Raw genomic sequence first — 26,127 nt, 5'->3', positions numbered from 1 at the left:
GATGGCGCTGAACCAAGCGCGCAGCGCCAACTCATAGCTTCTGTTGTTTAGCCGCTCTCTGTTCTTTTGAAAGAAAACCGATGATGTTCAAAGTCGAGGGACACAAGCTTCGTTCCGGTGTGCTGGCTTTCGCGCTCGCATTGACAGCCGGAGCCACCTTCCTTCCCGTGGAGCCCGTCCACGCGCAAACGCGCACGCTGCCCGACTTCACCGACCTGGTCGACCAAGTCGGTCCCTCCGTCGTCAACATCCGCACCGTCGAGAAGGTCGCGCAACGCGGCACCGGCAACGGCGAGATGGACGAGGAAATGCAGGAATTCTTCCGTCGCTTCTTCGGGCAGCCCGCGCCGGGCACGCCGCGCCAGGGGCCGCGCCCCAACAGGCCGCAGCAGCCCCAGGAAGAGGAGCGCCCGCGCGGTGTCGGCTCCGGCTTCATCCTGACGGCCGACGGGTACGTCATGACCAATGCGCACGTGGTGGAAGACGCCTCCGAGGTGCTGGTCACGCTGCCCGACAAGCGCGAGTTCAAGGCCAAGATCGTCGGCGCCGACAAGCGCACCGACGTCGCGGTCGTCAAGATCGAAGCCACCGGCCTGCCCGCGGTGAAGGTGGGCGACATCTCCAAGCTGCGCGTTGGCGAATGGGTGATGGCCATCGGCTCGCCCTTCGGCCTGGAGAACACCGTCACGGCCGGCATCGTGAGCGCCAAGCAGCGCGACACCGGCGAATACCTGCCGTTCATCCAGACCGACGTGGCCATCAACCCCGGCAACTCGGGCGGTCCGCTGATCAACATGCGCGGCGAAGTGGTTGGCATCAACAGCCAGATCTACTCGCGCTCGGGTGGCTTCATGGGCATCTCGTTCTCGATCCCGATCGACGAGGCGATCCGCGTGAGCGAACAGCTGCGCACCACGGGGCGTGTTTCCCGCGGCCGCATCGGCGTGCAGATCGACCAGGTCACGAAGGACGTGGCCGAAGCCATCGGCCTGAGCAAGGCGCAGGGCGCGCTGGTGCGCGGCGTCGAAGCCGGCTCGCCCGGCGAGAAGGCCGGTGTGGAGCCGGGTGACGTCATCACCAAGTTCGACGGCAAGCCCATCGAGAAGCCGAGCGATCTGCCGCGCCTCGTGGGCAACACCAAGCCGGGCACGAAGAGCACGCTCACGGTGTCCCGTCGCGGCAGTTCGCGCGACCTGAGCGTGACCATTGCCGAGATCGAGCCCGACAAGCCAGCCAAGCGTGCCTCCGATCGTGACGAACCGGCACCGAAGCCATCGGCCTCCGCGGCGGCCAAGTCGCTCGGTCTTGCTGTCAGCGATCTCAACGATGCGCAGAAGAAGGAGCTCAAGCTCAAGGGCGGCGTGAAGGTCGACACGGCCAGCGAAGCTGCTGCGCGTGCCGGCCTTCGCGAAGGCGACATCATCCTGGCCGTGGGCAACATCGAGGTGGCCAACACCCGCGAGTTCGAGTCGGCGCTCGCCAAGGCCGACAAGAACAAGGCGCTCAGCGTGTTGTTCCGGCGTGGCGATTGGGCGCAGTACGCTTTGATCCGCCCCACACGCTGATCCGGCGCCGCCGTCAAGTGGCCCCACCCCGCAGTCGGGTTTGGGGCCATTTTTTTGAGGTGTTTACGACGTTCGGGCGTGGATCCCTAAAAAAATCTGAGACTCCAAAAGTCCTGATTTTGGTTTGCAGCCACTAACTTTCTGAGAGGCTAAGGACGGTTTTCGGTAGAATAGAGCACTTGCAGCGGCCGGTCAGCGCATAAGGAGTGCAACGACCTTCACGATGCGAGATGTCAGACAGCAGTCCACCGGTGCTCCACAGATCGCCCACAAGTTGTTCAGTGAGTGCTCCACCGATCCTGTGGATAACCTGTTTGTATCTTTGATGTTGTGGACCCGCAACGAGCCCTTTGGACCCTGTTCCCGGATGTACGTGCCTCCCTTTTTGCCTACAATGAAGTTCCAACTACTGCAGTTGCCATTGCTTGTTGGTTCAGGGCGCGTCTCCAGAAGACGCGCCCTTTTTTCTTGCCCGCTCACCGCTGGGCACGAGCCAATTCAAGTACTTAAGCGTTCCCGTTGATGAATCACATCAGAAATTTTTCGATCATTGCGCACATCGATCACGGCAAGTCGACGCTCGCAGACCGTTTGATCCAGCGTTGCGGCGGCCTCGCAGAACGCGAGATGGAAGCGCAGGTGCTCGACTCGATGGACATCGAAAAAGAGCGTGGGATAACCATCAAGGCGCAGACCGCTGCGCTGCACTACAAGGCACTCGATGGACAGGTCTACAACCTCAATCTGATCGACACGCCGGGCCATGTCGACTTCTCTTATGAAGTGAGCCGCTCGCTGTCCGCATGCGAAGGCGCGCTGCTTGTCGTCGATGCATCGCAAGGCGTCGAAGCGCAGACGGTGGCCAACTGCTACACCGCGCTCGACCTCGGCGTCGAAGTGGTGCCGGTGCTCAACAAGATGGATTTGCCGAACGCCGATCCCGACAACGCGCGCACCGAAATCGAAGACGTGATCGGCATCGACGCGACCGATGCGATTCCGTGCTCCGCCAAGACGGGCCTGGGCATCGACGAGATCCTCGAAGCCATCGTGCACAAGATGCCGGCGCCGCGCGGCAATCCCGACGGGCCGTTGCGCGCGATGATCGTTGACAGCTGGTTCGACGCCTACGTCGGCGTCGTCATGCTGGTGCGCGTTGTCGACGGCCGACTGGTGAAAGGCGAGCGCATCAAGATGATGGCGTCCGGCGCCATGTACAACGCCGACAACATCGGCGTCTTCACGCCGGCCACCGAACCGCGCGCTTCGCTCGAGGCGGGCGAGGTGGGCTTCATCATCGCGGGCATCAAGGAATTGCAGGCCGCCAAGGTCGGTGACACCGTCACGCTGATCAAGGCGGGCACAGGTGGTGCGGCCGCCACCGCCACCGAGGCGCTGCCGGGCTTCAAGGAAATCCAGCCGCAGGTGTTTGCCGGCCTCTACCCGACCGAAGCGAGCGAGTACGACTCGCTGCGCGACGCGCTCGAGAAGCTCAAGCTCAACGATTCGTCGCTGCGCTACGAGCCCGAGGTGAGCCAGGCGCTGGGCTTCGGTTTCCGCTGCGGCTTCCTCGGCCTGCTGCACATGGAAATCGTGCAGGAGCGGCTGGAGCGCGAGTTCGACCAGGACCTGATCACGACCGCGCCGAGCGTGGTTTACCAGGTGGTGCGCAACGACGGCGAAGTCATCATGGTGGAGAACCCGTCCAAGATGCCCGACGTCGGCAAGATGAGCGAGATCCGCGAGCCGATCGTGACCGTGCATCTCTACATGCCGCAGGAATACGTGGGCGCTGTCATGACGCTGGCCAACCAGAAGCGCGGCGTGCAGATGAACATGGCCTACCACGGCCGCCAGGTCATGCTGACCTACGAGATGCCGCTCGGCGAGATCGTGCTGGACTTCTTCGACAAGCTCAAATCGGTCAGCCGGGGCTATGCCTCCATGGACTACGAGTTCAAGGAGTACCGCGCCTCGGACGTGGTCAAGGTCGACATCCTGCTGAACGGCGAGAAGGTCGATGCGCTGTCCATCATCGTGCACCGCACCCAGTCGCAGTACCGCGGCCGGGCGGTGGTCTCGAAGATGCGCGAGATCATTTCGCGCCAGATGTTCGACGTTGCGATCCAGGCTGCCATCGGGGTCAACATCATTGCGCGTGAGACAATCAAGGCCCTCCGCAAGAACGTGCTGGCCAAGTGCTACGGCGGCGACATCACCCGCAAGAAGAAGCTGCTCGAGAAGCAGAAGGCGGGCAAGAAAAGAATGAAGCAGATCGGTTCCGTCGAGGTTCCGCAAGAGGCCTTCCTGGCGATTCTGCAAGTCGAAGACTGATCAAAAAATGGCACTCATCACTTCCCTGGTCCTTGCGGCGTTCGCCAGCTATGTCGGCGCCTGGTATTTCGGCGCGATCGAAGGCAACTTCGCATTGCTGCTGTTCGTGGCCACGGTGGTCACCGGTCTCTACTGGCTGGCCGAGCGTTTCTATTTCCTGCCGAAACGCGAAGCGGCTGCCGCCCGGCTCGAAGCCTCGATGGCCGAGCGCAATGCGCGGCTGGCCGGCCAGGGCATCACCCAGGTCGACACCGCCGACACCAAGGCCAGCGAGCGCCTGCTGATGCAGCCCTGGTGGCTGGACTGGACGGCGGGCCTGTTCCCTGTGATCCTGGTGGTGTTCCTGCTGCGGTCGTTTCTCTACGAGCCCTTCAAGATCCCGTCGGGTTCGATGATGCCCACGCTGCTGACCGGCGACCTGATCCTGGTCAACAAGTTCACCTACGGCCTGCGCCTTCCGGTCATCAACGCCAAGATCACCGAGGGCACGCCGCTCGCGCGTGGCGACGTGGTGGTGTTTCGCTATCCGCCCAAGCCGAGCATGGATTACATCAAGCGCGTGGTCGGCATCCCGGGCGACGAGGTGGCCTACCTGAACAAGAAGCTCACGATCAACGGCCAGCCGGTGTCCAAGGATGCGGCGCCCGACTACCTCGACAGCGAATCGATGCGCCTGCTCAAGCAGTTCGACGAGAACCTCAACGGCAAGCAGCACAAGATCCTGAACGACGAAGGCGCGCCTTCCTTCGTGCCGGGCGCCAGCGACTTCCCGTTCCGCGAAAACTGCCGCTACTCGGTCGAAGGCGTGGTGTGCAAGGTGCCTGCCGGCCAGTATTTCATGATGGGCGACAACCGCGATAATTCGGCGGACTCCCGCTTCTGGGGCTTCGTGCCGGACAAGAACATCGTGGGCAGGGCGTTCTTCGTCTGGATGAATTTTGGCGATTTTGGTCGCATCGGTCCATTTCAATAAACAAGCAGTCATTCAACACTGTTCGAGGGGTAAGAGGGCATGAGAGCTAACGGGTCCATCCGCAGCAGGGCCGCGCACCAGCGCGGCATCTCTTTCATCGGTCTGCTGTTCGTCGCAGTGGTACTGGGTTGCCTGGGCGTTGTCGTCGCACAGGTCATCCCGACGCTGATCGAATGGCAAGCCATCGACAAGGCCGCCAACAAGGCCAAGGAAGGCGCAACCGTGCCCGAAGTGCGCGCCATTTTCGATCGCGCCCAGGCCATCGACGACTTCAAGTCGGTCAGCGGCAAGGACCTCGACATCAAGAAGGTCGGCGACAAGGTCGTGGTCTCGTACGCCTACGAGCGCGAGATCCCCCTGTTCGGCCCGGCCTACCTGACGCTCAAGTACAAGGGCGAGACCCGCTGAACGCGGCGCTGAAAAAGGTGGACGGCAGCCTCGTCGCGCTGCAGGCGCGCCTCAAGCATTCGTTCTCCGACACGCGGCTGCTCCAGCTCGCGCTCACGCACCGCAGCTTCTCGGCCGACCACAACGAGCGCCTCGAGTTCCTCGGGGACTCAGTGCTCAACCTGGCGGTATCGCACCTGCTGTACACCCGGCTCTCGGCCTTGCCCGAAGGTGATCTGTCGCGCGTGCGGGCCAACCTGGTCAAGCAGGACACCCTGCACCGCCTGGCGCTCGAACTCCAGCTGTCGCCGCTGCTGCGCCTGGGCGAAGGCGAGGCCCGTTCGGGCGGCCCGAGCCGGCCCTCGATCCTGGCCGACGCGCTCGAAGCGCTGATCGGTGCGGTCTACCTCGACGCCGGCTTTTCGGCCGCCGAGGCGCTGGTGCGCCGGCTCTACGAATCGGTCGAGATCAATCCCCGCATGGAAGCGGCGGCCAAGGACCCCAAGACCGAATTGCAGGAATGGCTGCAGGGCCACAAAATGAAGCTGCCGATGTATCGCGTGGCCGCGACGCTGGGTGCAGCGCACAAACAGACTTTCGATGTCGAGTGCGAGGTGCCCGAGTTGGGCCTTCGCGAACGCGGCATCGGCGGCTCGCGCCGCGCCGGCGAGCAGGCCGCCGCGGCCGCCATGCTGATCCGGCTCAAGGCACGCGGTGCTGCGTGAAATCACAATGAACGACGCTATCCATCCAGAAGCTGCCCCCGAAGACGCCCCAGGCGACACGGCGGCAAGCGGACCCCAACACTGTGGCCTCATCGCCATCGTCGGCAAGCCCAATGTGGGCAAGTCGACCCTCCTCAATGCGCTGGTCGGCCAGAAGATCAGCATCACCTCGCGCAAGGCACAGACCACGCGCCACCGCATCACCGGCATGCGCACGCTGGGTGCGACGCAGTTCGTGTTCGTCGACACGCCGGGCTTCCAGACCCTGCATGCCAACGCGCTGAACAAGTCGCTCAACAAGACCGTGCAGGGCGCGGTGGGCGATGTGGACCTGATCCTGTTCGTGGTCGAGGCCGGCAGCTTCACGCCCGCCGACGAGCGGGTGCTCAAGCTGCTGGGCAAGGGCATTCCGACCGTGCTGCTGGCCAACAAGCTGGACAACGTGCACCGCCGCGGCGACATCGCCCCCTGGCTGCAGACCATGCAGGCCAAGCACGCCTTCGCCGAGTTCGTGCCGATGTCGGCCAAGAACGCCAAGGACGTCGAGCGCCTCTTCGGCATCTGCGAGAAATACCTGCCGGAGCAGCCCTGGTTCTACGCCGAAGACGAACTCACCGACCGCAGCGAGAAATTCCTGGCCGGCGAGCTGGTGCGAGAAAAACTGTTCCGCCTGACCGGCGACGAACTGCCCTACACCTCGACCGTCATCATCGACAAGTTCGAGGAAGAGCCGCCCCAGAAAAAGGGCCAGAAGCGCCTGCTGCGCATCGCCGCCACCATCGTGGTCGAGCGCGACGGCCACAAGGCCATGGTGATCGGCGACAAGGGCGAGCGCATCAAGCGCATCGGCATGGAAACGCGCGTCGAGCTCGAGAAGCTGGCCGATGCCAAGGTGTTCCTCGAACTGTGGGTCAAGGTGCGTTCCGGCTGGGCCGACGACGAAGCCCGGGTCCGGTCGTTCGGCTACGAATGAAGTGGCCGCTGCCCACCGCGTTTCGCATGAACCGGCGTACGTGCTCCATCGCTACGACTGGAGCGAGTCGAGCCTGATCCTGGAGGTCTTCACCCGGCACCACGGGCGCATCGCGCTGGTGGCCAAGGGGGCGAAGCGGCCGAGTTCCAACTTTCGTCCGGTGCTGCTGCCATTGCAGCCCCTGCAGCTCAACTACGGCGGCGACGCCGAGATCCGCACGCTCAAGGGCGCCGAATGGATGGGCGGCCATGTCATGCCGACCGGTGAAGCCCTGCTTTCGGGCTATTACGTCAACGAACTGCTGCTGCGTCTCCTGGCGCGGGACGACGCGCACGAGGCGCTGTTCGATGCCTATGCCGGCGTGGTGCAGGTGCTGGCTGGCGATCACGTCGGCGCGCAGGCAGCGACCCAGGCTGCCGCGCTGCGAGCTTTCGAGCTGATCCTGCTGCGCGAGGTCGGCCTGCTGCCCTCGCTCGACGTGCAGACGCTGACCCTGGAGCCGCTCGACGCTGCCGTGCGCTACAGCCTCGTGCCCGAGGCGGGACTTCGTTCGGCGGCGGACGGGGAGGCCGGGCTGGCCGGCGGCGACTGGCAGGCCCTGCAATCCGTGCTCGACGACCGCGCCCCCTTCACCGCGACCTTGCGCGAAATCGCCACCATGAGCGCCGGCAGCAACAGCGCCCTGCGAAACCAGTTGCGCGCCTTGCTCAACTACCATTGCGGCGTGTCCACGCTGCGCACGCGGCAAATGATGAGAGATCTGCAAGCACTATGAGCACTTCAGGCAACGCCGGCACTACCTCCCTCTCGGTCAACCTCAACAAGGTGGCCTTGGTCCGCAACACGCGCCATCTGGGCATTCCGAGCGTGCTGACTGCCGCCAATGCCTGCCTGGCCGCCGGCGCCCAGGGCATCACCGTCCACCCCCGGCCCGACGCGCGCCACATCCGCGCGCACGACGTGAGCGACCTTTCTGCACTGCTCGCCAAGGACTGGCCCGGCATCGAGTTTAACATCGAAGGCAACCCCTTCCACAACCTCATGGACTTCGTGCGCGAGCTGCGTCCGCACCAAGCGACCTTCGTGCCCGACAGCGAATCCCAGTCGACCAGCGACCACGGCTGGAGCTTTCCCGACGACGCCGAGCGTCTGCGCCCGCTGATCGCTGAAGCCAAGGCCCTGGGCGTGCGCGTCAGCCTGTTCATGGACCCGATCCCCGAGATGATGGCGGCGGTCAAGGCCGTGGGCGCGGACCGCGTCGAGCTCTATACCGAAGGCTATGCCGCATCGCGCGGCACCGCCGACGAGGCGGCCGTGCTCGCGCGCTATGTCGAATCGGCGCGGGCGGCCCAGGCTGCGGGCCTTGGCGTCAATGCCGGCCACGACCTGAGCCGCGACAACCTCACCGCATTCCTGAGCGCCGTTCGCGGCGTCCACGAGGTCTCGATCGGCCACGCCTTCGTCGCCGATGCACTCGAACTCGGCTACACCGCCACGACGCGCGAGTACCTGCGCTGCATCACCGAGGCGCAACAGGCACGGCCTGCATGATCTACGGCATCGGCACCGACATCTGCGACCTGCGCCGCATCGCCGCGACCTTCGAGCGCCAGGGCGAGCGCTTCGCCCGCAAGGTGCTGAGCGACGCCGAATTCACGGTCTGGCAAGCCCGCAGCGCGCGCTGGCCCAAGCGGGGCCTGAGCTACCTCGCCACCCGGTTTTCCGCCAAGGAAGCATTCAGCAAGGCCATTGGCCTCGGCATGCGGATGCCGATGACCTGGCGCTCGTGCGAGATCGCCAACCTGCGCAGCGGCAAGCCCGTCATCGTGCTGCACGGCGAGCTCAAGGACTGGTTCGAGGCCAAGGGCCTCACCGCCCATGTCACGGTGACCGACGAAACCGAATACGCCGCGAGTTTCGTCGTGGTGGAACACAAAGACAGCAAGAACGACGCATGACCCTGACGACAGGCAGCCACACCCACGCGCCGCTCATCATCGATGTGGCGGGCACCGAACTCAACGACGCCGACCGCCGGCGCCTGGCCAATCCGCTGGTGGGCGGCGTGATCCATTTCACCCGCAACTGGCAGGACCGCGCGCAGATGACCGCGCTGAATGCCGAGATCAAGGCGATCCGGCCCGACATGCTGATCTGCGTCGACCACGAAGGTGGGCGCGTGCAGCGCTTTCGCACGGATGGGTTCACACGGCTGCCGTCGATGCGTTCGCTGGGCGAGCTGTGGATGGAAGACGCCATGCGCGCCACGCAGGTTGCAACGGCAGCGGGGCAGGTGCTTGCCGGCGAATTGCGTGCCTGCGGCGTGGACTTCAGCTTCGCGCCGGTGCTCGACCTGGACTACGGCGGCAGCAGCGTGATCGGCGACCGCAGCTTCCACCGCGACCCGCGCGTGGTGGCGCTGCTGGCCAAGAGCGTGATGCACGGCATGTTGCAGATGGGGATGCGCAACTGCGGCAAGCACTTTCCCGGGCATGGGTTCGTGAAGGCGGATTCGCATGTCGAGATTCCGGTCGACAGGCGCAGCCTCAAGGCGATCCTCGAAGACGATGCGCGGCCGTACGGCTGGCTGGCTGGTTCGCTTGCGGCGGTGATGCCGGCGCATGTGATCTATCCGAAGGTCGACAAGCGACCGGCGGGGTTTTCGTCGAAATGGCTGACGGACATCCTGCGCGGACGGCTGGCGTTCAACGGCGCTGTTTTCAGCGATGACCTGAGCATGGAAGCCGGGCGCTACATCGACGGCAAGCTGCTCAGCTACGCCGACGCTGCATTGGCGGCACTCGAGGCTGGTTGCGATCTGGCGTTGCTGTGCAACCAGAGCATGGGCGATGGGCAATCGCTCGACGGGTTGCTCGCGGACTTCGACGCGGCGAAGGCGGCGAGGCGCTGGTTGCCCGACGCCGACAGCGAGAAGCGGCGACGGGCGCTGCTGCCGAGCGAAGTGGCAACCGATTGGCCGGCGATCGTCGCATCGCACGGATACCGCGACGCGCAGCGACGATTGCAGGCGATCTAGAAACCCGGCGAATCCGGGCGGTTTGCACACAACTGACGGCACCTCTTCCATGGCACACATTGGTTACTCCTGGCCGACCTTCGATGCCTTGACGCAGCAAGTGGTCAAGACGATCAATCCCAAGCGCATCCTGGACATCGGGGCCGGTGGGGGCAAGTACGGAGCCCTGCTCAAGAACATCGTGCCGGAGTGCGAACTGACGGCACTTGAATGCGACGATGCCGCATTCCCCCAACTGCGCGAAGTGGGGTATCACCATATTCTTCCCATCACCGCCGACAAGCTCTACGAGCGCGGCGGCGACCTCTATGACGTCGTCATCCTGGGAGACGTCATCGAGCACATGCTCCACTCGCAAGGGCGGGACCTGCTGGAATTCCTCAACTACCGCTCGCGCTACATCATCATCTCGACGCCCGAATGCATGCCGATGAGCCGGGCGGTGTTCTTCGAGGGCCACAACTCTTTGTGGCGACCCGATTCCTTTGGCTGGCACGACTACTGGGCGCACCAGCAATGCGGCCTGATGCATTTCTATCTGCTGAGGGGTCACGACAACTGGGCCGGTCCGGGACTGGCCGAGGTCGTCGATGCCGCGAACGCGGCAGGGATCTTCAATCACTATTCCGAAGAGAAGCGGTTGCCCGTCAAATTGACCCTCCGGGACACGCGCTACAAGGAGCCGCTGGACGAGAACAACGTGACGCTGTTCCGGCCTTTTTGATTCTGACGGGGCCCCGCGCAAGAACTCACGAGCTATGGCGGATATCGAAAAAACCTCTCTGCGCGACATCGACATCATCGTGTCGTACCGGGAAGCCAATGAGGAGCGGCGAGAAAACCTGTACGCCGTTTTGGCGCATCTTGCGTACACCTACTCCGACTACCGGTTGTGGTTGATGGAAGCCGCGGCCACGCCGAGCTTCGACTGGCAACGGCTGAAGGACCCGAAGATCCGGCACGTCTTCATTCCGCACGATGGCCCGTTTCCCAAGTCGATGCTCTACAACGTCGGCGTGCGCTTGTCTCGCAGTCCCGTCATCTGTTTCCACGATGCCGATTCGCTGGCGCGGCCGGTGATCCTGCGGCAATGCGTCGATGCATTGCTCGATGGCCAGAACAGCGATGTGCTCTGCCCCTACTGGAACGTCATCAACGTGTCCGGTGCGCTCAAGCAGAGCTTCATGGAGGTGCCCGACTACGAGCGCTTCACCTCCATCTACAACGAGTCACTGCCGACTGATGCGAACGAGATGTATGCGAGCGCCAACGGGGGCATCGTGTTGTTCAGGAAGCAGGAATACATCCGGGTCGGCGGCTACAACTCGAGGCTCGAAGGATGGGGCGGCGAGGACGATGAACTGCTGCGTCGCGCCGGGCGGCTCGGCCTGCGCTGGCATTCTTTCCATACGCCGCTGGTTCACCTGCACCACGATTCCAGTTCGCGCGCTGCGCACATCGAAGGAATTCGCGGTACCGAAAACCTCCGGGCCTCGTTGGCCATCGAAGACATGTCGCAGGAAGGGCTCGAGACGCTCGCACGCGAGTTGGCCGACTTCTTTCGCTGAATCAATCGATCAGTCAGCGAGCGACCTGGTTGTCGCGCCACGCAAAGAACTGTTCCAGCGCCGGCTGGATGAAAGAGGCCTGCGACTTCGCGGTGAACAGGCGGTGCCCCAGGTCGGCGCGTTCGCGTCGCGCCGCGGGCTCGGAAATCAGCCGCACCGCGGTGTCGGCCAGTTCTTCATAGGGAGCACAGAAAAGGCCTTGCCGCAATTCGGCGCGCAATTCACTGTCGTCGTAGATTTCCGTCAGGATGGCTTTCCTGGCAACGAAGCCGACGGCCAGCCGCGGAAGCTCCACCGTCCGCGTGGTGTCGAGATAGCTCACGTTGAGCATCAGCTTGCTTCGCAGCAGGAGCGCAGATCTTTCTTCGGCGGGAATCGAATGATGCGCCACGAGCTGCAAACCTCGCGCGCGCAATTCATCGAGGAGGCGATGCCGCCGCGTATTCAGGCTCCCGAAGAAAAGCACGTCGATGTCCTCCACGGGAGGGATCTCGGGTTCCGGCGGAACCAGAATGGCCCCGGCCTGATGCCCGAGCGGAACGAGGCTGGCATGCGAAATCTCCAACTCCGCATACCTTCTGAAGTTCAGCTCGCTGTACTCCCAAACGTAGCTGTTGCGCAGAACTTCGAGGTAGGTCGGATTGAAAGCGTTTCCACCCTCCACGAGCTGCTCGATGTTCACGACGATGCAGTTGGGCGCCAGATGGGCGATGGCGTTCCACTGAAGCGACGCGGCCCCGAACATGATGATGTTGACCCGGGACGCATCGATCTGGGCGTACTTCCACGAAACGTCGTAACCCAGCTCGCACAATCCCAGCCGGAACCCTTCAACGATCTCCCCGACCATTTGCGGGTCGCCGACGGAGGTCAGGTGCAATTTGTGGCTCATCGAATGCTCACGCTCCAAGGGCCCTTGGCAGGGCATGCAAGGTGCCGGGGCGAGCCCGGCCGAAAATTTCGCCGGCCCACAGCATAGCCACCAGTTCTTCCGTGTCTGCCTTGAATGTATCGGCGCCGTGATCAGGAGCGGCCCTTCGGTGCCCAGAACCGCGCTCCACCTGAATCCAGGTGCGTCAGGTACAGGCGCAGGTCCAGCTCGAGCCGTGGGTAATCCGGCGCCATGTACGTGCACAACGCGTAGAACGCCTTGTCATGGTCCCGCTCCTTCATGTGCGCCAACTCGTGCACGACGATCATGCGCAGCAGGTCGAGGGGCACTTCCTTGAACAGGCTGGCCACCCGGATCTCCCGCTTGGCCTTGAGCTTGCCGCCCTGGACGCGCGAGACCGTGGTGTGCGTGCCCAGTGCGTTGCGGATCACATGCAGCTTGCTGTCGAACATCACCTTGGACAACGGGCCGGCCTTGCGCATGTACTCACCCTTGAGTTCGTTCACATACACGTACAGCGCATGGTCGGTCTGCACGTCGTGCGACGGCTGCGGGTAGCGTTGACAGAGCAGCGCGCCGAGCTTGTCCGCGGCCATCAACTCGGCGACCTGGGCCTGCAGGGAGGCCGGATAGCCCGCCAGGTACTTCACCGTGTGCGCGCGTCGAAGGCCAGGCCGGTTGCCACGCCGCCGAACAGATCGCCCTCGACGAGCGGCACGCCGGCAAAGCTCTTGCGCAAGGCATGCTGGAAGGGACGCAGCGCGGACGAGCCGCCGGTCAGGTAGATCGCGTCGAGGTCTCCGCTGCGCAGGCCCGCACGTTTCACACAGGCGTGTGCGCACGCGATCACGTTCTCCAGCTGCGCGGCCAGTTGCTGCGCCATGTCGGCAGGCGAAAGCGAGGCTGTGAGGCCAGGCTCGGCGCAGGACAGGTCGATGGCGACGTCGGCGTCAGTCACCGAACTCTGGATCTTGGCCTGTTCGACTTCGCTCGCAATGCGATGCCCGTGGCGCTCTTCCAGCACGGTCATCAGGCGGTCGTGAAGCTGCGTGTCGGCATAGCTGGTGCGCAGCTCCCTGGCCTGTCGCATCGCCTTTGCGGCGTAGAGCCAATTGATCAGGTGCCACGACGACAGCTCGAAGAACACCTTGCTCGGCACCTCGCGGCCCTGCGGGCCGTGGTGGCGAAAGCCGAACTGCGGCATCACGCGGTCGAGGTTCAGGCGCTGGTCGAAGTCCGTGCCGCCGATGTGCACCCCGCTGGTGGCCAGCACGTCGTCGCTGCGGTCGATTCGCGTGGCACGGTCGGGGCCCACGCGCACGACAGTGAAGTCAGAGGTGCCGCCGCCGATGTCGACGATGAGCACCAGCGATTCCCTCGTGATGCGTTGCTCGTAGTCGAAGGCGGCTGCGATCGGTTCGAGCTGGAAAGCGACGTCGCGAAAACCCGCCGCACGGGCGGCATGGCGCAGGCTCTCTTCGGCGCGGTCGTCGCGCTTCGAATCGTCGTCCACGAAGTGAACGGGCCGCCCGATCACGACCTGCTCGGGTATGCGGCCGAGCTCGCGGCCGGCGCGCACCGCCAGCTCGCGCAGAAAGCGCGCGATGATGTCCTCGAAGCTCACGAGCCCGTCGTAGACCGCCGTTTTCTCCTGCATCAGCGCGCTGCCGAGCAGGCTCTTGAGCGATCGCATCAGGCGGCCCTCGATGCCCGAGAGATACAGGGCGACGGCCTCGCGGCCGAAATGGGTCGTGCGATCTTCGGCGTTGAAGAAGATCGCCGTGGGCAGCGTGGTGGCCGTGCCTTCGATGGGCAGCAGGCGGGCCACGCCGTCGACCCGGCAGGCCACGGCGGAATTGGAGGTGCCGAAGTCGATGCCGATCGTCGGCAGCGACGACGGTGAGGGCACGCTCAAGACTCCCTGCGCAGCGCCGGGAACAGGATCACGTCGCGGATGCTCGGCGAATCGGTCAGCAGCATCATCAGCCGGTCGATGCCGATGCCGCAGCCGCCGGTGGGCGGCATGCCGTACTCGAGGGCGCGCACGAAGTCGTGGTCGTAGAACATGGCCTCGTCGTCGCCGCTGTCCTTGGCGGCGACCTGCGCGTTGAAGCGCGCGGCCTGGTCTTCGGCGTCGTTCAGCTCGCTGAAGCCGTTGCCGAACTCGCGGCCCGTGATGTAGAGCTCGAAGCGCTCGGTGACCTCGGGGCGCTCGTCGTTGGCGCGTGCCAGCGGCGAGATCTCGGTCGGGTGCTCCATGATGAAGGTCGGCTGCCAGAGCTTCTCTTCCACGGTCTCTTCGAAGTACATCACCTGCAGGCTCGCGAGGCTGCGCTGCGAGAGCTTGTCCTTCTCTTCGTTCAACCCGATCTTGCGCAGGGCGTTGATGAGCCAGGCGGTGTCGTCTACGCCATCGCCGGCGTCGGCGTACTTCAGGATGGCCTCGCGGATCGTCAGGCGCTCGAAGGGCTGGGTCAGGTCGACGGGCTTGCCTCCGTACGTGAGCTGCTGCGTGCCCACGGCCTTGTCGGCGATGGTGCGGATCAGCGTCTCGGTGAAGTCCATCAGGTCGCGGTAGTTCCAGTAGGCCGCGTAGAACTCCATCATCGTGAACTCGGGGTTGTGCCGCACCGAGATGCCCTCGTTGCGGTAGCTCCGGTTGATTTCGAACACGCGCTCGAAGCCGCCGACGATCAGGCGCTTGAGGTAAAGCTCGGGCGCGATGCGCAGGAACATCTCCTGGTCGAGCGCGTTGTGGTGCGTCTTGAAGGGCTTGGCGTTCGCGCCGCCCGGAATGGGGTGCAGCATGGGCGTCTCGACTTCGAGGAAGTCGTTGGTGACCATGAATTCGCGCAGGGCGCTCACGGCCTTGCTGCGTGCGGTGAATCGCACGCGGGCCGACTCGTCGGTGATCAGGTCGACATAGCGCTGGCGGTACTTCTGTTCCTGGTCGGCCATGCCGTGGAACTTGTCGGGCAGCGGACGCAGGCTCTTGGTGAGCAGGCGCAGCCTGGTCACCTTGACCGAGAGTTCGCCGGTCTTGGTCTTCATCAGCGTGCCTTCGGCGCCCACGATGTCGCCCAGGTCCCAACGCTTGAATTCGGCATACGCTTCTTCGCCGACTGCATCGCGCGTCACGTACAGCTGGATGCGGCTCGTGGCGTCCTGCACGGTCGCGAAGCTGGCCTTGCCCATCACGCGCTTGAGCATCATGCGGCCCGCAATGCTCACTGCGACCGCTTGTCCCTCGAGCGCCTCGGCCTCGGTGGCGCCGTGCGCTTCGACGAGCGCCGCTGCACGATGGCCCGGCTTGAAATCGTTGGGGAACGCCACGCCCTTGCCTTCGGTCTGCGCGGTGCGCAGCAGCTTGAGCTTTTCGCGGCGTTCGGCGATGAGCTGGTTGTCGTCGACGGCAGGCGCGGCGGCCGGGGCAGCGGCGGGCGTGGGGATGGAAGGTGTCAGGTGATCGGACATGAGAGGCAGGTGAGGCGCAACAGGAGCGTGCGCGAGCCGGGGATTTTAGCCGATCGGGTCCCAGCGAAACGGCCCGGCAGCGCCCGTCAATCCTGCGCAATACGCTATGAAAAAAGTAGCTGACTATTCAGCGATGCCTGCGCGCTCCAACAGATCGCTGACCAGTTCGAGCCGCATCAGCGGGCTGTCGAGCTCCATCAGACGTTGCCGCAGTTCGAGCTGCATCGGCACCAGCTCGCACCAGCGGTTGGCCACCCAGCCGCAGTCGTTGAAGCGGTAGGGCTCGCCGATGGGCAGCCGCACGGTCTCGGGGCCCTGCGCGCGGCGGCGTTCTTCGAGCGTGTCGACCAGACGCCGCAGCGCGGTGGCGGTGTGCTGGAGGTCGTCGGGGATGTCGAGCGCGACGTCTTCGATCACCGCTTCGACTTCGGCGACCCAGAGGCCGTATTTCTGGAGCTCGGTGCTGCGAACCCGAAAGCGCTGGGTGCCGACGCATTCGATCTGGAGCAGGCCGCTCTGCGGCGAATCGAATTCGCGGATGACGGCGAGCGTGCCGATGGCGGCGAAGCTTTCCGCATCGGCGCCGGCCTTGCGCACCTCGCTGCCGCTCGTGAGGCTGACCACGCCGAAGGGCACGTCGGCCTTGCGGCACTTGCCGATCATGTCGAGATAACGTACCTCGAAAATACGCAGGGGAAGCACGCCGTCCGGGAACAGGACCGTACCGAGCGGGAACAATGGCAGTGAATGCAGAAGGGGCTGTGTCGTCATCGAAAAACCTTGCATGGCTATCATCGCATTCCGCTCACGACCGCGCCCCATGCTCTACCAGATTCCTTCGTTCCTTCTCGACGTGATCGTCGGCCTTCTCGGCGGCGCCTGCCTGCTGCGCCTCTACATGCAGTACCACCGGGTGCCGTTCGGCAATCCGCTCGGGCGCTTCGTGTTCGCGATCACCGACTGGATCGTGCTGCCGCTGCGCCGCATCGTGCCTTCGGTCAAGCGCTGGGACCTGGCGAGCCTGATCGCGGCCTGGCTGCTGGTGTTGCTGAAGTTCCTGCTGCTGTGGCTGCTGATCGGCAACCTGGGCCGCATCGCCACCTTGCCGCTGGTGTCGCTTGTGGGATTGCTGCAGCTCGCGATCTCGGGGCTGACCGCGCTTCTGGTGGTCTACGCCGTGCTGTCGTGGGTGCCGGGCGCCTCGCCGATGCTGCTCGACCTGATTTCCCGCCTGGCCGAACCGCTGGTGCGGCCATTCCGCCGCTTCATCCCGCTGATCGGCGGCGTGGACCTGTCGCCCCTCGCGGCCATCGTGGTGTTGCAGGTGATTGCGATCGTGCTGAGCAATCTGCTGGTGTTTGCCTACCAACTGACTTTCTGAGTCGCAGCAGACAAAAAAAGGGCCCGGGTGCATTGCACCCGGGCCCTTTAGCTTTGGCCTGTGTCGTTCAGCTCACCGCGTCGGCCGGCTGGCGCAGCAGCATCGCGAGCGTGCTGGCGATGGTTTTCCGCAACTCGCGCCGGTCGCTGATGAAATCGATCGCGCCCTTGGTCTGCAGGAACTCGGCGCGCTGGAAGCCTTCAGGCAGCGTCACGCGCACGGTCGACTCGATCACGCGCGGGCCGGCAAAACCGATCAGCGCCTTGGGTTCCGCAATGACCACGTCGCCCACGAACGCGAAGCCGGCGCTCACCCCACCCATGGTCGGGTCGGTCAGCACGCTGATGTAGGGCAGGCCCTTCTTCGCCAGGCGCGTGAGCGCGGCGTTGGTCTTGGCCATCTGCATGAGCGAGAGCAAGCCTTCCTGCATGCGCGCCCCGCCGGTGGCGGTGAAGCAGATGAAGGGCACCTTCTGCTCGATGGCGGTCTCGACGCCGCGCACGAAGCGCTCGCCGACCACGCTGCCCATGCTGCCGCCCATGAATTCGAACTCGAAGCAGGCCACGACCACGTTGATGCTGTGGACCGAGCCGCCGATGACGACCAGCGCGTCGGTCTCGCCGGTGTTCTCCAGCGCTTCCTTGAGCCGCTCGGGGTACTTGCGGCTGTCCTTGAACTTCAGGGCGTCGACCGGGAGCACTTCCTGGCCGACTTCGTAGCGGCCTTCGGCATCCAGGAAAGCATCGAGGCGCGCGCGGGCGCCGATGCGGTGGTGGTGGCTGCAGCTCGGGCAGACGTTCTGGTTGTGTTCCAGGTCGGTCTTGTAGAGCACCGTCTCGCAGGCCGGGCATTTGATCCACAGGCCTTCGGGCACCTGGCGGCGCTCGGCAGGGTCGGTTTGTGCGATCTTGGCGGGTAGCAGTTTTTCAAGCCAGCTCATAGGACTCCGGAATTAGCTCCCCTCTCCTTGGGGGAGAGGGGCTGGGGTGAGGGCAGGCCAGATTATCGGCCAGCCGCATTCTTGGGGGTAGCCGCCGGCAGGGCGTCCAGCGCCTCGCGGATGCCGGCGAGGAATTCGCGCACCGCGGGCACCACCTTCTCGCGCGGTTGCCCGTCGATCAGCTGGATGATCCTGGTGCCGATCACGACGGCGTCCGCCGCCGAGCCGACCGCCTGCGCCGTGCGCGCGTCGCGGATGCCGAAGCCCACGCCGACCGGGATGCTCACGTGCTGGCGGATGCGCGGGATCATCTGGCCGACCGCCTCGGTGTCCAGGTGGCCCGCGCCGGTCACGCCCTTGAGCGACACGTAGTAGACGTAGCCGCTCGCGATGCGCGCGACCTGCGCCATGCGCTCGTCGGTGCTCGTGGGGGCCAGCAGGAAGATCAGGTCGATGTTCGCGGCCTTCAAGTCGGCGGCAAAGGCCTCGCACTCTTCCGGTGGGTAGTCGACCACCAGCAGGCCGTCGACGCCTGCCGCCGACGCATCGCGAATGAAGGCTTGCTTGCCGTGCACGAGGTCATAGCGCTCGACCGGGTTCGCATAACCCATCAGCACCACCGGCGTGGTCGCATTCTTCTGGCGGAATGCGGCGACGATGGCGAGCACCTGCTTCATGCCGACGCCCAGTGCCAGTGCGGCCTCGCCGGCCTTCTGGATCACGGGGCCGTCGGCCATCGGGTCGGAGAAAGGCACGCCCAGCTCGATCACATCCGCGCCCGCCTCGACCATGCCGTGCATCAGCTCGGGCGTGATGTCGGCGAAGGGGAAGCCGGCGGTGACGTAGGGAATCAGCGCCTTGCGGCCCTGCGATTGAAGCGCCTTGAAGGTGGCGGCAATGCGGCTCATCACTTGCCTCCCTTCACGCTCAGGCCGCGCATCGAGGGGCGGTCGTAGAAATCGACGCCCGACAGGTCGGCCACGGTGCCGATGTCCTTGTCGCCGCGGCCCGAGAGGTTCACCAGGATCGACTGGTCGGGGCGCATGGTCTTCGCGAGCTTCAGCGCATAGGCCACGGCGTGACTGGATTCGAGCGCGGGGATGATGCCCTCCGTTCGACACAGGTAGTGGAAGGCTTCGAGCGCCTCGACGTCGGTGATGCCGACGTACTCGGCGCGGCCGATATCGGCCAGGTACGCATGCTCGGGGCCCACGCCCGGGTAGTCGAGGCCGGCGCTGATGCTGTGGGTCTCGGTGATCTGGCCGTCTTCGCTCTGCAGCAGGTAGGTGCGGTTTCCGTGCAACACGCCGGGGCTGCCGCGCAGGATCGAGGCCGCGTGCTTGCCGCTGTCCAGGCCTTCGCCCGCCGCTTCCACGCCGATGAGCCGGGTGTTGGCGAACGGAATGTAGGGATGGAAGATGCCGATCGCATTGCTGCCGCCGCCCACGCAGGCGACCACCACGTCGGGCTGCCTGCCCTCGGCCTCGCCGGTGATGCCGTCGGCCGCGAGCATGGCGGGCATCTGGTCGATGCACTCGGTGCCGATCACGCTCTGGAAGTCGCGCACCATCGTCGGATAGGGGTGCGGGCCGGCCACGGTGCCGATGATGTAGAAGGTGTTTTCCACGTTGGTGACCCAGTCGCGCATCGCCTCGTTGAGCGCGTCCTTCAGCGTCTTGCTGCCAGATTCGACGGGCACCACGGTCGCGCCGAGCAGGTTCATGCGGTAGACGTTGGGGCTCTGGCGCTTCACGTCCTGGCTGCCCATGTAGACCACGCATTCGAGGCCGTAGCGCGCGCAGATGGTGGCCGTGGCCACGCCGTGCTGGCCGGCGCCGGTCTCGGCGATCACGCGGGGCTTGCCCATGCGGCGCGCGAGCATCGCCTGGCCGATCACGTTGTTGATCTTGTGCGCGCCGGTGTGGTTGAGGTCTTCGCGTTTGAGGTAGATCTGCGCGCCGCCCATCTCGCGGCTGGTGCGCGCGGCGTGATAGATCGGCGAGGGCCGGCCGACGAAGTGCTTGAGCTCGTAGTGGAATTCAGCGAGGAACGCCGGGTCGTCCTTGAACCTGGCGTACGCGTCGCGCAGTTCGTTGATGGCGTGGGTGAGCGTTTCGCTCGCGAAGGTGCCGCCGTAGTTGCCGAAGTGGCCGGTGGCATCGGGTTGCTGGTAATCCTGGAAATTGCTTTGCATGTTTCTCGATCGTTGGGCCGCAGCCCGAAACGATCGGGTGCGGCGGCTAACTGGAGAAGGACGAGGCGTCTGCCGCTCTGACGGCTGCGACGAATTGCCGGATCTTTCCGGCGTCCTTCAAGCCCTTGTTCCCGGGGCCGTCGATTTCGACGCCCGAGCTCACATCAACGGACAGCGTCTTGCAGCGCGTCCGCAGGATGCGAATGCCATCGCTCACGTTTGCAGGTGTGAGCCCACCACTCAAGACGAGGTGAGCGTCGACGACGGGTGGAAGAAGTGACCAATCGAAAGCCTTGCCGCCACCGCCATAACCTTCGACATGCGCGTCGAGCAGGATGGCCTGGGCGTGGGAGTAATCGGACGTGTATTTTACGAGGTCGAAGCCGGCCCCGGCAGCCCCCAGCGGAATCCGGGCGGCGCGCATATAGCGAAAGCGTCCCGGGCCGGTGGCTTCCTCGCACTGTCCGGGCGTTTCTTCGCCGTGGAACTGTGCGATGGCGCCCTTCACGCGGGCGAGCGATGCTATGACTTTGGGAGCATCCTCGTTCACGAAAAGGAGCACCGGCGTGATGAAAGGAGGCAGTCGCGAGGCGAGTTCGGCGGCACGTTCAGCCGTGACGGCGCGAGGGCTTTTGGCGTAAAGCACGAAACCGACGGCATCGACACCGGCTTCGACCGCGGCATCCACGTCGGCCTCGCGCGTGAGGCCACAGATCTTGATGCGGGTGCGGGGAAGCGATGACGTCATGGCGGGCCATCATAAGGAGCGCCGCCGGCCTGCAGCGTGGCTTCGGCCGGCAGACCCCACTTGGCGTCGTACAACGGGCCGAGGAAGTACAGGCCGTCCGCCGAGAACGTGGGCGCCGCGACCTTGCGGCTGCGCGCCTCGAGCACCTCGGCGATCCACTCGGGGCGCTCGTCGCCGCGGCCGATGCGCACGAGGCAGCCCATGAGGTTGCGGATCATGTGGTGCAGGAAGGCATCGGCTTCGAACTCGAAATGCCAGCGGCAGCGCTCGCCTTCGCCGACCCGCGTGATCTCGATGCGGCGCAGGTTCTTCACGGGCGACCTGGCCTGGCAGGCCGAGGCGCGGAACGAGCTGAAGTCATGCGTGCCGATGAGCACGGCGGCGGCTTTTCGCATCGCATCGCCGTCGAGCGGATGCATCGACCAGCCGACGCGGCCGGCATCGAGGCTCGGCCGCACCGGCGATTGCGACAGAACGTAGAGGTAGCGGCGCGCGAGGGCGCTGGCTCGGCAATGGAACTCGTCGGGCACCGGCTGGGCCCACTGCACAGCGATGTCGTCGGGCAGGAAGCGGTTGGTGCCGCGCATCCAGGAGAAGGCTTCGCGCTCGACCTCGGTGTCGAAGTGCACCACCTGCATCAGCGCGTGCACGCCGGCATCGGTGCGGCCGGCGCACAGCGTGCCGATGCGGCCGGATGGGTCGGCGGCGAACTTCGCGAGGGCCGCTTCGAGCTTGTCCTGCACCGTGCGGCCCGAGCGCTGGCTCTGCCAGCCCTCGTACGCCTGGCCGTTGTAGCGGATGCCGAGCGCCAGCCTCACGAATTCAGGAACGGGAACAGCAATGGCTCAGCGCAGTTCCGCGAGCAGTTGCTTGGCTTGCGACTTGAGGTCGCCAGCGCTTTCGGCTTCGACTTCCTCGACCAGCGAGCGGGCGCCTTCGACGTCGCCGATGGCCTGCAGTTCACGTGCGAGCGACAGCTTGACGGCGTGCGGGCTGTCTTCGCCTTCGTCGTCGAGTGCGCTGGCAGCGCGTGCAGATTCGGGCGCGCCGTTGGAGCGGACCGGCAGGCCCGCCAATGCGCTCATGTCGAACTCGATGAAGCCCGAGTCGGCAGGCAGCGCGTTGCGCAGCATGGCCGGACGCGTGTTGTGCTCCGTGTCCCCCAGGCCCGACGGCAGGGTATGGGGCGCCAGGGCGCCGGGAGCCGTGTCGAAATCGTTCTCGAGGTCGACGGGCGCTGCGGCGTGGCCGTTCGACAGCGGCGCTGCGGGGCGTGCCGTCGTCGGAGCGGGCGTATAGGCCGACTTCGGCAGGCTCGCGCCGACCGGGGAATGGCTCGGGGCCGGTGCGATCGGCTGGCTCAGGTCCAGGTCGAAGTCCAGCGGAGCGACCGAGGGCATGAAGGCCGGCGGCGCCGAGGCGATCGGCGGCGGTGCAACGGGTGTCGGCACTGCGGCGACCGGTGCCTTGACGGCGGAGGCCAGGGCTCCCGCGAAAGCAGCCGTTTCGGCCTGGCTCGCACTGCGGGGTGCGCCCGATTCGTACAGCGGGTTGCCCGGGTCGAGGTCCTTGCCCATGTCGACCACGCGGTTCCAGTCGGACCCCGCGCCGCCGGTCAGCTTGTGCACTTCGGTGGCCAGGCCTTCGTAGGCCCGCACATCGCGGCGCTTGGCGTGGATCTCAAGCAGCTTGAGATGGATGGCGGTGCGGTCCGGGTTCAGGCGGAGCGCTTCACGCAGGATTTCCTCGGCTTGCAGGTCGCGACCGTAGGCCAGGTACACATCGGCTTCGGCAACGGGGTCGACATCGCCCGCATCGAGCTGGCTCGGCGAGTACGACAGTGACGACACGCTGGAGTCGCCGCGGTGCTTGGTGTCGACCGATTCGCCGCCGCTGGCGCCGAAGAACGAGTCTTTCGGGATGCGGCTTTCGAGGAACACGCTTTCGCTCATTTCCTCGCGCCGACGGCCCAGCACGCGGTACAGCAGGAAGCCGACCAGCAGCGCGATCAGCGCGGCGCCCGCCAACATCAGCGGGTTGTCGAGCAGCTCTTCGAAGAAGCCGCGTTCCGGCGGCGGCGCGGGCGGTGCGGCCTTGACCACCGGTTTCGCGGCGGCAGCCGGTGCAGTCGCTGCCACTGCGGCGCTGGCGGCGGCAGCGGGAACTGCGGCGGCCGAGGGTGCGAGCGTGGGATCGGTTCCGGCAGGCGCTGCAGGAGTGGCCGTCGCTTCGGGCGTCGGCGCGGCCGGCGCAGCGGCTGCAACCGCGGGAGCGGGCGCAGGCGCAACTGCAGGAGCAGCTGCGGGCGCCACTGCTGCAGGTGCAGGACTTGCGGCAACCGGGGGCGCGGTCGTGGCACCGGTGGAGGGCGTCGGAACGGGGATGCCCGGGGCGGCAGGTGCCGGTGCCGCAGCTGCGGCGGGCGCCGACGAGCCTGCGCCGGCCTTGAGCTTGTTCAGCTCGTTGATGTTCTTGGACAGCTCCGCCACGCGGTTGCTGTTTTCCTGCGCCTGGCGGGTTTGCGCGACCTTTTCGTCGGCCGCGCGGGTGGAGGCACTGCCCTGCGAGATCGTGAGCTTGTCGGGTGCGCTGGCAGCCGCGTTGCGGTCTTCGACGTTCGCTTGCAGCTTGCCCGAAGCCTTGCGGCTGGCGGCGGCAACGTTCGACGTCGGCGCGTTCTCTGCGAGGCGCTGGCGATAGTTGCCGAAATCGCGGCTTTGCGCGGTGACCGTACGGCGCGCTTCCGCGGCAGGGACGGCATTGGCTTCGGCGGAACCCGGCAGATCGAGCACCGCACCGGCCTTCATGCGGTTGATGTTGCCGCCAATGAACGCGTCGGGGTTGGCGAGCAGCAGGGCGACCAGCATCTGGTCGAGCGACACGTCGGCCGGCTTGTAGGCGCCAGCGATCTTGCTGGCGGTATCGCCACGCTGCACGGTGACCTGCTCGCCACCACCGCTGGCGCGGGGGGCGGTCGGTGCCGCTGCGGGCGCAGCAGCGGGAGCTGCCGGCGTCGGAGCCGAGGCGACCGGCGGCGCGGCAGTTGCGGCGGCCGCGGCCCGCTCACGGCGCGCGCGGGCCGCCGTGACGGCGGGGCGCTCGACCGGTGTGCTGATCTGGGGCGCCACGGGGGCGATCGGCGTGCTGGCTGCCGACTGGCGCGCGACCGGCGGATCGAGCAGGACGGTGTAGTCGCGAACGACGCGGCCCGAGGAGCCGTTGGCTTCGAGCAGCAGATCGATGAACGGGTCGCTCATGGGGCGGCTGCCGCTCAGGCGCACCACGTACTGGCCGCCCGCACGGCGTTGCAGCGTCGCCTTGACGTCGCTCAATGCCGAGTTGTAGGGCACGCCCGCATTCTTGAAGGCTTCGGCGGTGGCGATGTTGATCTTCAGGCCGTCCGCTTCGGCAGCGGCGATTTCGGTCACGTCGATCTCGGCCCGCAGCGGTTCGCCCAGTGCCGATTGCACCTTCAGCTGTCCCAGTGTGAAAGCGCTGGCGTCGGTGCTGGCCATTCCCAAGGCCACGGCGGCTGCCGCACCCAGGATGGAGAGGCGCCAGCCGCTGGACGATGGGGAGGGGCGAACGGCCGATGGGCGGGCCGCGGGCAACAGATGTCTTGTCATGCTGATAGGGGGCGGCTCAGGCCCAGAATTTGTAAGAGGACGTTAGCACCATCACCCCGGACTGACAAGGCAATGCGCCTCTTCTACCCAGTGCGCGCATACTTACGAACACACTTTTCGTTGCAAAATGGCAACAAAAGCGGTTTCAAGGGCCTGAGCAACCCGCATCAGGCTTCAAGCAGGATGCGCAGCATGCGGCGCAGCGGCTCCGCGGCACCCCACAGCAGCTGGTCGCCGATGGTGAAGGCGCCGACGTATTCGGGGCCCATTGCCAGCTTGCGGATACGGCCGACCGGGATGTTCATGGTGCCCGTCACGGCCACCGGCGTCAGGTCCTTCAGGGTGGCTTCGCGGGTGTTCGGCACCACGCTGGCCCACGGGTTGTCCGCGGCGATCATCGCTTCGATGTCGGCCAGGGGCACGTCCTTCTTGAGCTTGAAGGTCAGCGCCTGGCTGTGGCAGCGCATGGCGCCGATGCGCACGCAGAAACCGTCGACCGGCACGGCAGCGGTGCCGAAGCCCGCGCCCTGGCCGAGGATCTTGTTGGTCTCGGCGCCGGCCTTCCATTCTTCCTTGGACATGCCGTCGCCCAGGTCCTTGTCGATCCAGGGGATCAGCGACCCGCCGAGCGGGGCGCCGAAGTTCGCGGTTTCGGCGGCGCTCAGGTTCTGCTGCTTGTGCAGCACCTTGCGGTCGATTTCGAGGATGGCCGACTTGGGATCGTCCAGCAGGGCGCGCACTTCGGTATTGAGGGTGCCGAACTGGGTCAGCAGCTCGCGCATGTGCTGCGCGCCGCCGCCCGAGGCTGCCTGGTAGGTCATGCTGGTCATCCACTCGACCAGGCCCGCCTTGTAGAGGGCGCCCACGCCCATGAGCATGCAGCTCACGGTGCAGTTGCCGCCGATCCAGTTCTTGCCGCCGTTGGTGAGCGCGTTCTGGATCACAGGCAGGTTGACCGGGTCCAGCACGATGACCGCGTCGTCCTGCATGCGCAGGGTGGAGGCGGCGTCGATCCAGTGGCCGGTCCAGCCGGCGGCGCGCAGCTTGGGGAAGACTTCGCTGGTGTAGTCGCCGCCCTGGCAGGTGATGACGATGTCGCACTTCTTCAGGGCGTCGATGTCGTTCGCATCCTTCAGCGCGGTTTCGTTCCTGGCCATCGCCGGGGCCTTGCCGCCGGCGTTGGAGGTCGAGAAGAAGACCGGTTCGATGAGGCCGAAGTCGCCTTCGGCCTGCATGCGGTCCATCAGGACCGAGCCGACCATGCCGCGCCAGCCTACGAGGCCGACCAGAGGTTGAGATGCGTTCGCCAT

General features: G+C 65.5%; 25 protein-coding genes. 13 read left to right on the top strand and 12 right to left on the bottom strand.

From position 1 onward, the window contains the following. Positions 1-80 precede the first annotated feature (80 nt). The 12 genes from M2282_RS24310 (at position 81) to M2282_RS24255 (ending at position 11,562) form a co-directional block, all read left to right on the top strand. Positions 81-1,565, top strand: coding sequence for a DegQ family serine endoprotease (locus M2282_RS24310; RefSeq protein ID WP_280811334.1), 1,485 nt, complete (start codon positions 81-83; stop codon positions 1,563-1,565). Positions 1,566-2,087: 522 nt separating this feature from the next. Then, positions 2,088-3,899, top strand: coding sequence for a translation elongation factor 4 (gene lepA, locus M2282_RS24305; protein WP_280811333.1), 1,812 nt, complete (start codon positions 2,088-2,090; stop codon positions 3,897-3,899). A gap of 7 nt (positions 3,900-3,906) precedes the next feature. Beyond that, positions 3,907-4,872, top strand: a complete 966-nt coding sequence (gene lepB, locus M2282_RS24300) for a signal peptidase I (RefSeq protein WP_280811332.1) — start codon at positions 3,907-3,909, stop codon at positions 4,870-4,872. Positions 4,873-4,911: 39 nt separating this feature from the next. After that, positions 4,912-5,280: a DUF4845 domain-containing protein gene (locus tag M2282_RS24295; protein WP_280811331.1), complete on the top strand. Its 369-nt coding sequence runs from the start codon at positions 4,912-4,914 to the stop codon at positions 5,278-5,280. 17 nt (positions 5,281-5,297) lie between these two features. After that, positions 5,298-5,984 carry a ribonuclease III gene (gene rnc / locus M2282_RS24290; protein ID WP_280811330.1) on the top strand — a complete coding sequence of 229 codons (687 nt, stop codon included), beginning with the start codon at positions 5,298-5,300 and terminating at the stop codon, positions 5,982-5,984. Positions 5,985-5,991: 7 nt separating this feature from the next. Then, positions 5,992-6,957 carry a GTPase Era gene (era, locus tag M2282_RS24285; RefSeq protein ID WP_280811329.1) on the top strand — a complete coding sequence of 322 codons (966 nt, stop codon included), beginning with the start codon at positions 5,992-5,994 and terminating at the stop codon, positions 6,955-6,957. Between the two features lies 1 nt (position 6,958). Beyond that, entirely contained in the window at positions 6,959-7,732 is a 774-nt protein-coding gene (recO, locus tag M2282_RS24280; RefSeq protein WP_280811328.1) for a DNA repair protein RecO, read from the top strand. Beyond that, positions 7,729-8,508 (top strand): pyridoxine 5'-phosphate synthase, encoded by a 780-nt coding sequence (locus M2282_RS24275; RefSeq protein ID WP_280811327.1) that lies wholly within the window; start codon positions 7,729-7,731, stop codon positions 8,506-8,508. Before recO ends, M2282_RS24275 begins: the two co-directional genes overlap by 4 nt. Next, positions 8,505-8,915: a holo-ACP synthase gene (gene acpS / locus M2282_RS24270; RefSeq protein WP_280811326.1), complete on the top strand. Its 411-nt coding sequence runs from the start codon at positions 8,505-8,507 to the stop codon at positions 8,913-8,915. The genes M2282_RS24275 and acpS overlap by 4 nt, the downstream gene beginning before the upstream one ends. Beyond that, positions 8,912-9,994 (top strand): beta-N-acetylhexosaminidase, encoded by a 1,083-nt coding sequence (gene nagZ / locus M2282_RS24265; RefSeq protein ID WP_280811325.1) that lies wholly within the window; start codon positions 8,912-8,914, stop codon positions 9,992-9,994. Before acpS ends, nagZ begins: the two co-directional genes overlap by 4 nt. 49 nt (positions 9,995-10,043) lie before the next feature. Next, positions 10,044-10,718: a hypothetical protein gene (locus tag M2282_RS24260; RefSeq protein ID WP_280811324.1), complete on the top strand. Its 675-nt coding sequence runs from the start codon at positions 10,044-10,046 to the stop codon at positions 10,716-10,718. Positions 10,719-10,752: 34 nt separating this feature from the next. Beyond that, on the top strand, positions 10,753-11,562 hold the full coding sequence (locus M2282_RS24255) for a glycosyltransferase family 2 protein (RefSeq protein WP_280811323.1): 810 nt from the start codon (positions 10,753-10,755) through the stop codon (positions 11,560-11,562). A 13-nt stretch (positions 11,563-11,575) separates the two neighbouring features. Here M2282_RS24255 and M2282_RS24250 read toward each other — a convergent pair whose 3' ends face one another. From M2282_RS24250 to M2282_RS24230, 5 genes are all read right to left on the bottom strand, one after another. Continuing rightward, entirely contained in the window at positions 11,576-12,454 is an 879-nt protein-coding gene (locus M2282_RS24250; protein WP_280811322.1) for a hypothetical protein, read from the bottom strand. A 131-nt stretch (positions 12,455-12,585) separates the two neighbouring features. Further along, entirely contained in the window at positions 12,586-13,104 is a 519-nt protein-coding gene (locus M2282_RS24245; RefSeq protein WP_280811321.1) for a YgjP-like metallopeptidase domain-containing protein, read from the bottom strand. Further along, positions 13,101-14,363 carry an Hsp70 family protein gene (locus M2282_RS24240; protein ID WP_280811320.1) on the bottom strand — a complete coding sequence of 421 codons (1,263 nt, stop codon included), beginning with the start codon at positions 14,361-14,363 and terminating at the stop codon, positions 13,101-13,103. Before M2282_RS24240 ends, M2282_RS24245 begins: the two co-directional genes overlap by 4 nt. Before the next feature lie 2 nt (positions 14,364-14,365). Continuing rightward, positions 14,366-15,928, bottom strand: coding sequence for a lysine--tRNA ligase (gene lysS / locus M2282_RS24235; RefSeq protein ID WP_280811319.1), 1,563 nt, complete (start codon positions 15,926-15,928; stop codon positions 14,366-14,368). Between the two features lie 123 nt (positions 15,929-16,051). Beyond that, positions 16,052-16,699: an LON peptidase substrate-binding domain-containing protein gene (locus tag M2282_RS24230; protein ID WP_280811318.1), complete on the bottom strand. Its 648-nt coding sequence runs from the start codon at positions 16,697-16,699 to the stop codon at positions 16,052-16,054. Positions 16,700-16,748: 49 nt separating this feature from the next. On the opposite strand from M2282_RS24230, the gene M2282_RS24225 reads away from it, so the two are divergent. Next, positions 16,749-17,309 carry a YggT family protein gene (locus M2282_RS24225; RefSeq protein ID WP_042578091.1) on the top strand — a complete coding sequence of 187 codons (561 nt, stop codon included), beginning with the start codon at positions 16,749-16,751 and terminating at the stop codon, positions 17,307-17,309. Positions 17,310-17,376: 67 nt separating this feature from the next. Here M2282_RS24225 and accD read toward each other — a convergent pair whose 3' ends face one another. From accD to asd, 7 genes are all read right to left on the bottom strand, one after another. Further along, positions 17,377-18,249 (bottom strand): acetyl-CoA carboxylase, carboxyltransferase subunit beta, encoded by an 873-nt coding sequence (gene accD, locus M2282_RS24220; protein WP_013540010.1) that lies wholly within the window; start codon positions 18,247-18,249, stop codon positions 17,377-17,379. Positions 18,250-18,311: 62 nt separating this feature from the next. Further along, positions 18,312-19,157: a tryptophan synthase subunit alpha gene (trpA, locus tag M2282_RS24215; protein ID WP_280811317.1), complete on the bottom strand. Its 846-nt coding sequence runs from the start codon at positions 19,155-19,157 to the stop codon at positions 18,312-18,314. After that, positions 19,157-20,443 (bottom strand): tryptophan synthase subunit beta, encoded by a 1,287-nt coding sequence (gene trpB, locus M2282_RS24210; protein ID WP_280811316.1) that lies wholly within the window; start codon positions 20,441-20,443, stop codon positions 19,157-19,159. Before trpB ends, trpA begins: the two co-directional genes overlap by 1 nt. Before the next feature lie 46 nt (positions 20,444-20,489). Then, on the bottom strand, positions 20,490-21,191 hold the full coding sequence (locus M2282_RS24205; RefSeq protein ID WP_280811315.1) for a phosphoribosylanthranilate isomerase: 702 nt from the start codon (positions 21,189-21,191) through the stop codon (positions 20,490-20,492). Continuing rightward, positions 21,188-22,009, bottom strand: coding sequence for a tRNA pseudouridine(38-40) synthase TruA (gene truA / locus M2282_RS24200; protein WP_280811314.1), 822 nt, complete (start codon positions 22,007-22,009; stop codon positions 21,188-21,190). The genes M2282_RS24205 and truA overlap by 4 nt, the downstream gene beginning before the upstream one ends. A 27-nt stretch (positions 22,010-22,036) precedes the next feature. Then, complete coding sequence (locus M2282_RS24195; RefSeq protein WP_280811313.1) at positions 22,037-24,817, bottom strand: FimV/HubP family polar landmark protein; 2,781 nt, start codon at positions 24,815-24,817, stop codon at positions 22,037-22,039. Positions 24,818-24,984: 167 nt separating this feature from the next. Continuing rightward, positions 24,985-26,127 carry an aspartate-semialdehyde dehydrogenase gene (gene asd / locus M2282_RS24190; RefSeq protein ID WP_280811312.1) on the bottom strand — a complete coding sequence of 381 codons (1,143 nt, stop codon included), beginning with the start codon at positions 26,125-26,127 and terminating at the stop codon, positions 24,985-24,987.

The organism is Variovorax boronicumulans (assembly GCF_029892485.1).
Classification (GTDB): Bacteria; Pseudomonadota; Gammaproteobacteria; order Burkholderiales; family Burkholderiaceae_C; genus Variovorax; species Variovorax boronicumulans_B.
The sequence above is the reverse complement of the archived record's forward strand: the minus strand, read 5'-3'. Positions and strand labels throughout refer to the sequence as shown.

What these genes read in the sequence shown, in the direction of transcription:
- M2282_RS24205 (WP_280811315.1), bottom strand. Translation starts at nt 21,191, where the DNA reads ATGACGTCATCGCTTCCCCGCACCCGCATCAAGATCTGTGGCCTCACG.
- lepB (WP_280811332.1), top strand. Translation starts at nt 3,907, where the DNA reads ATGGCACTCATCACTTCCCTGGTCCTTGCGGCGTTCGCCAGCTATGTC.
- lysS (WP_280811319.1), bottom strand. Translation starts at nt 15,928, where the DNA reads ATGTCCGATCACCTGACACCTTCCATCCCCACGCCCGCCGCTGCCCCG.
- M2282_RS24275 (WP_280811327.1), top strand. Translation starts at nt 7,729, where the DNA reads ATGAGCACTTCAGGCAACGCCGGCACTACCTCCCTCTCGGTCAACCTC.
- M2282_RS24195 (WP_280811313.1), bottom strand. Translation starts at nt 24,817, where the DNA reads ATGACAAGACATCTGTTGCCCGCGGCCCGCCCATCGGCCGTTCGCCCC.
- M2282_RS24250 (WP_280811322.1), bottom strand. Translation starts at nt 12,454, where the DNA reads ATGAGCCACAAATTGCACCTGACCTCCGTCGGCGACCCGCAAATGGTC.
- M2282_RS24255 (WP_280811323.1), top strand. Translation starts at nt 10,753, where the DNA reads ATGGCGGATATCGAAAAAACCTCTCTGCGCGACATCGACATCATCGTG.
- trpA (WP_280811317.1), bottom strand. Translation starts at nt 19,157, where the DNA reads ATGAGCCGCATTGCCGCCACCTTCAAGGCGCTTCAATCGCAGGGCCGC.
- asd (WP_280811312.1), bottom strand. Translation starts at nt 26,127, where the DNA reads ATGGCGAACGCATCTCAACCTCTGGTCGGCCTCGTAGGCTGGCGCGGC.
- era (WP_280811329.1), top strand. Translation starts at nt 5,992, where the DNA reads ATGAACGACGCTATCCATCCAGAAGCTGCCCCCGAAGACGCCCCAGGC.
- M2282_RS24230 (WP_280811318.1), bottom strand. Translation starts at nt 16,699, where the DNA reads ATGACGACACAGCCCCTTCTGCATTCACTGCCATTGTTCCCGCTCGGT.
- M2282_RS24310 (WP_280811334.1), top strand. Translation starts at nt 81, where the DNA reads ATGATGTTCAAAGTCGAGGGACACAAGCTTCGTTCCGGTGTGCTGGCT.
- trpB (WP_280811316.1), bottom strand. Translation starts at nt 20,443, where the DNA reads ATGCAAAGCAATTTCCAGGATTACCAGCAACCCGATGCCACCGGCCAC.
- lepA (WP_280811333.1), top strand. Translation starts at nt 2,088, where the DNA reads ATGAATCACATCAGAAATTTTTCGATCATTGCGCACATCGATCACGGC.
- acpS (WP_280811326.1), top strand. Translation starts at nt 8,505, where the DNA reads ATGATCTACGGCATCGGCACCGACATCTGCGACCTGCGCCGCATCGCC.
- M2282_RS24225 (WP_042578091.1), top strand. Translation starts at nt 16,749, where the DNA reads ATGCTCTACCAGATTCCTTCGTTCCTTCTCGACGTGATCGTCGGCCTT.
- nagZ (WP_280811325.1), top strand. Translation starts at nt 8,912, where the DNA reads ATGACCCTGACGACAGGCAGCCACACCCACGCGCCGCTCATCATCGAT.
- M2282_RS24295 (WP_280811331.1), top strand. Translation starts at nt 4,912, where the DNA reads ATGAGAGCTAACGGGTCCATCCGCAGCAGGGCCGCGCACCAGCGCGGC.
- accD (WP_013540010.1), bottom strand. Translation starts at nt 18,249, where the DNA reads ATGAGCTGGCTTGAAAAACTGCTACCCGCCAAGATCGCACAAACCGAC.
- M2282_RS24260 (WP_280811324.1), top strand. Translation starts at nt 10,044, where the DNA reads ATGGCACACATTGGTTACTCCTGGCCGACCTTCGATGCCTTGACGCAG.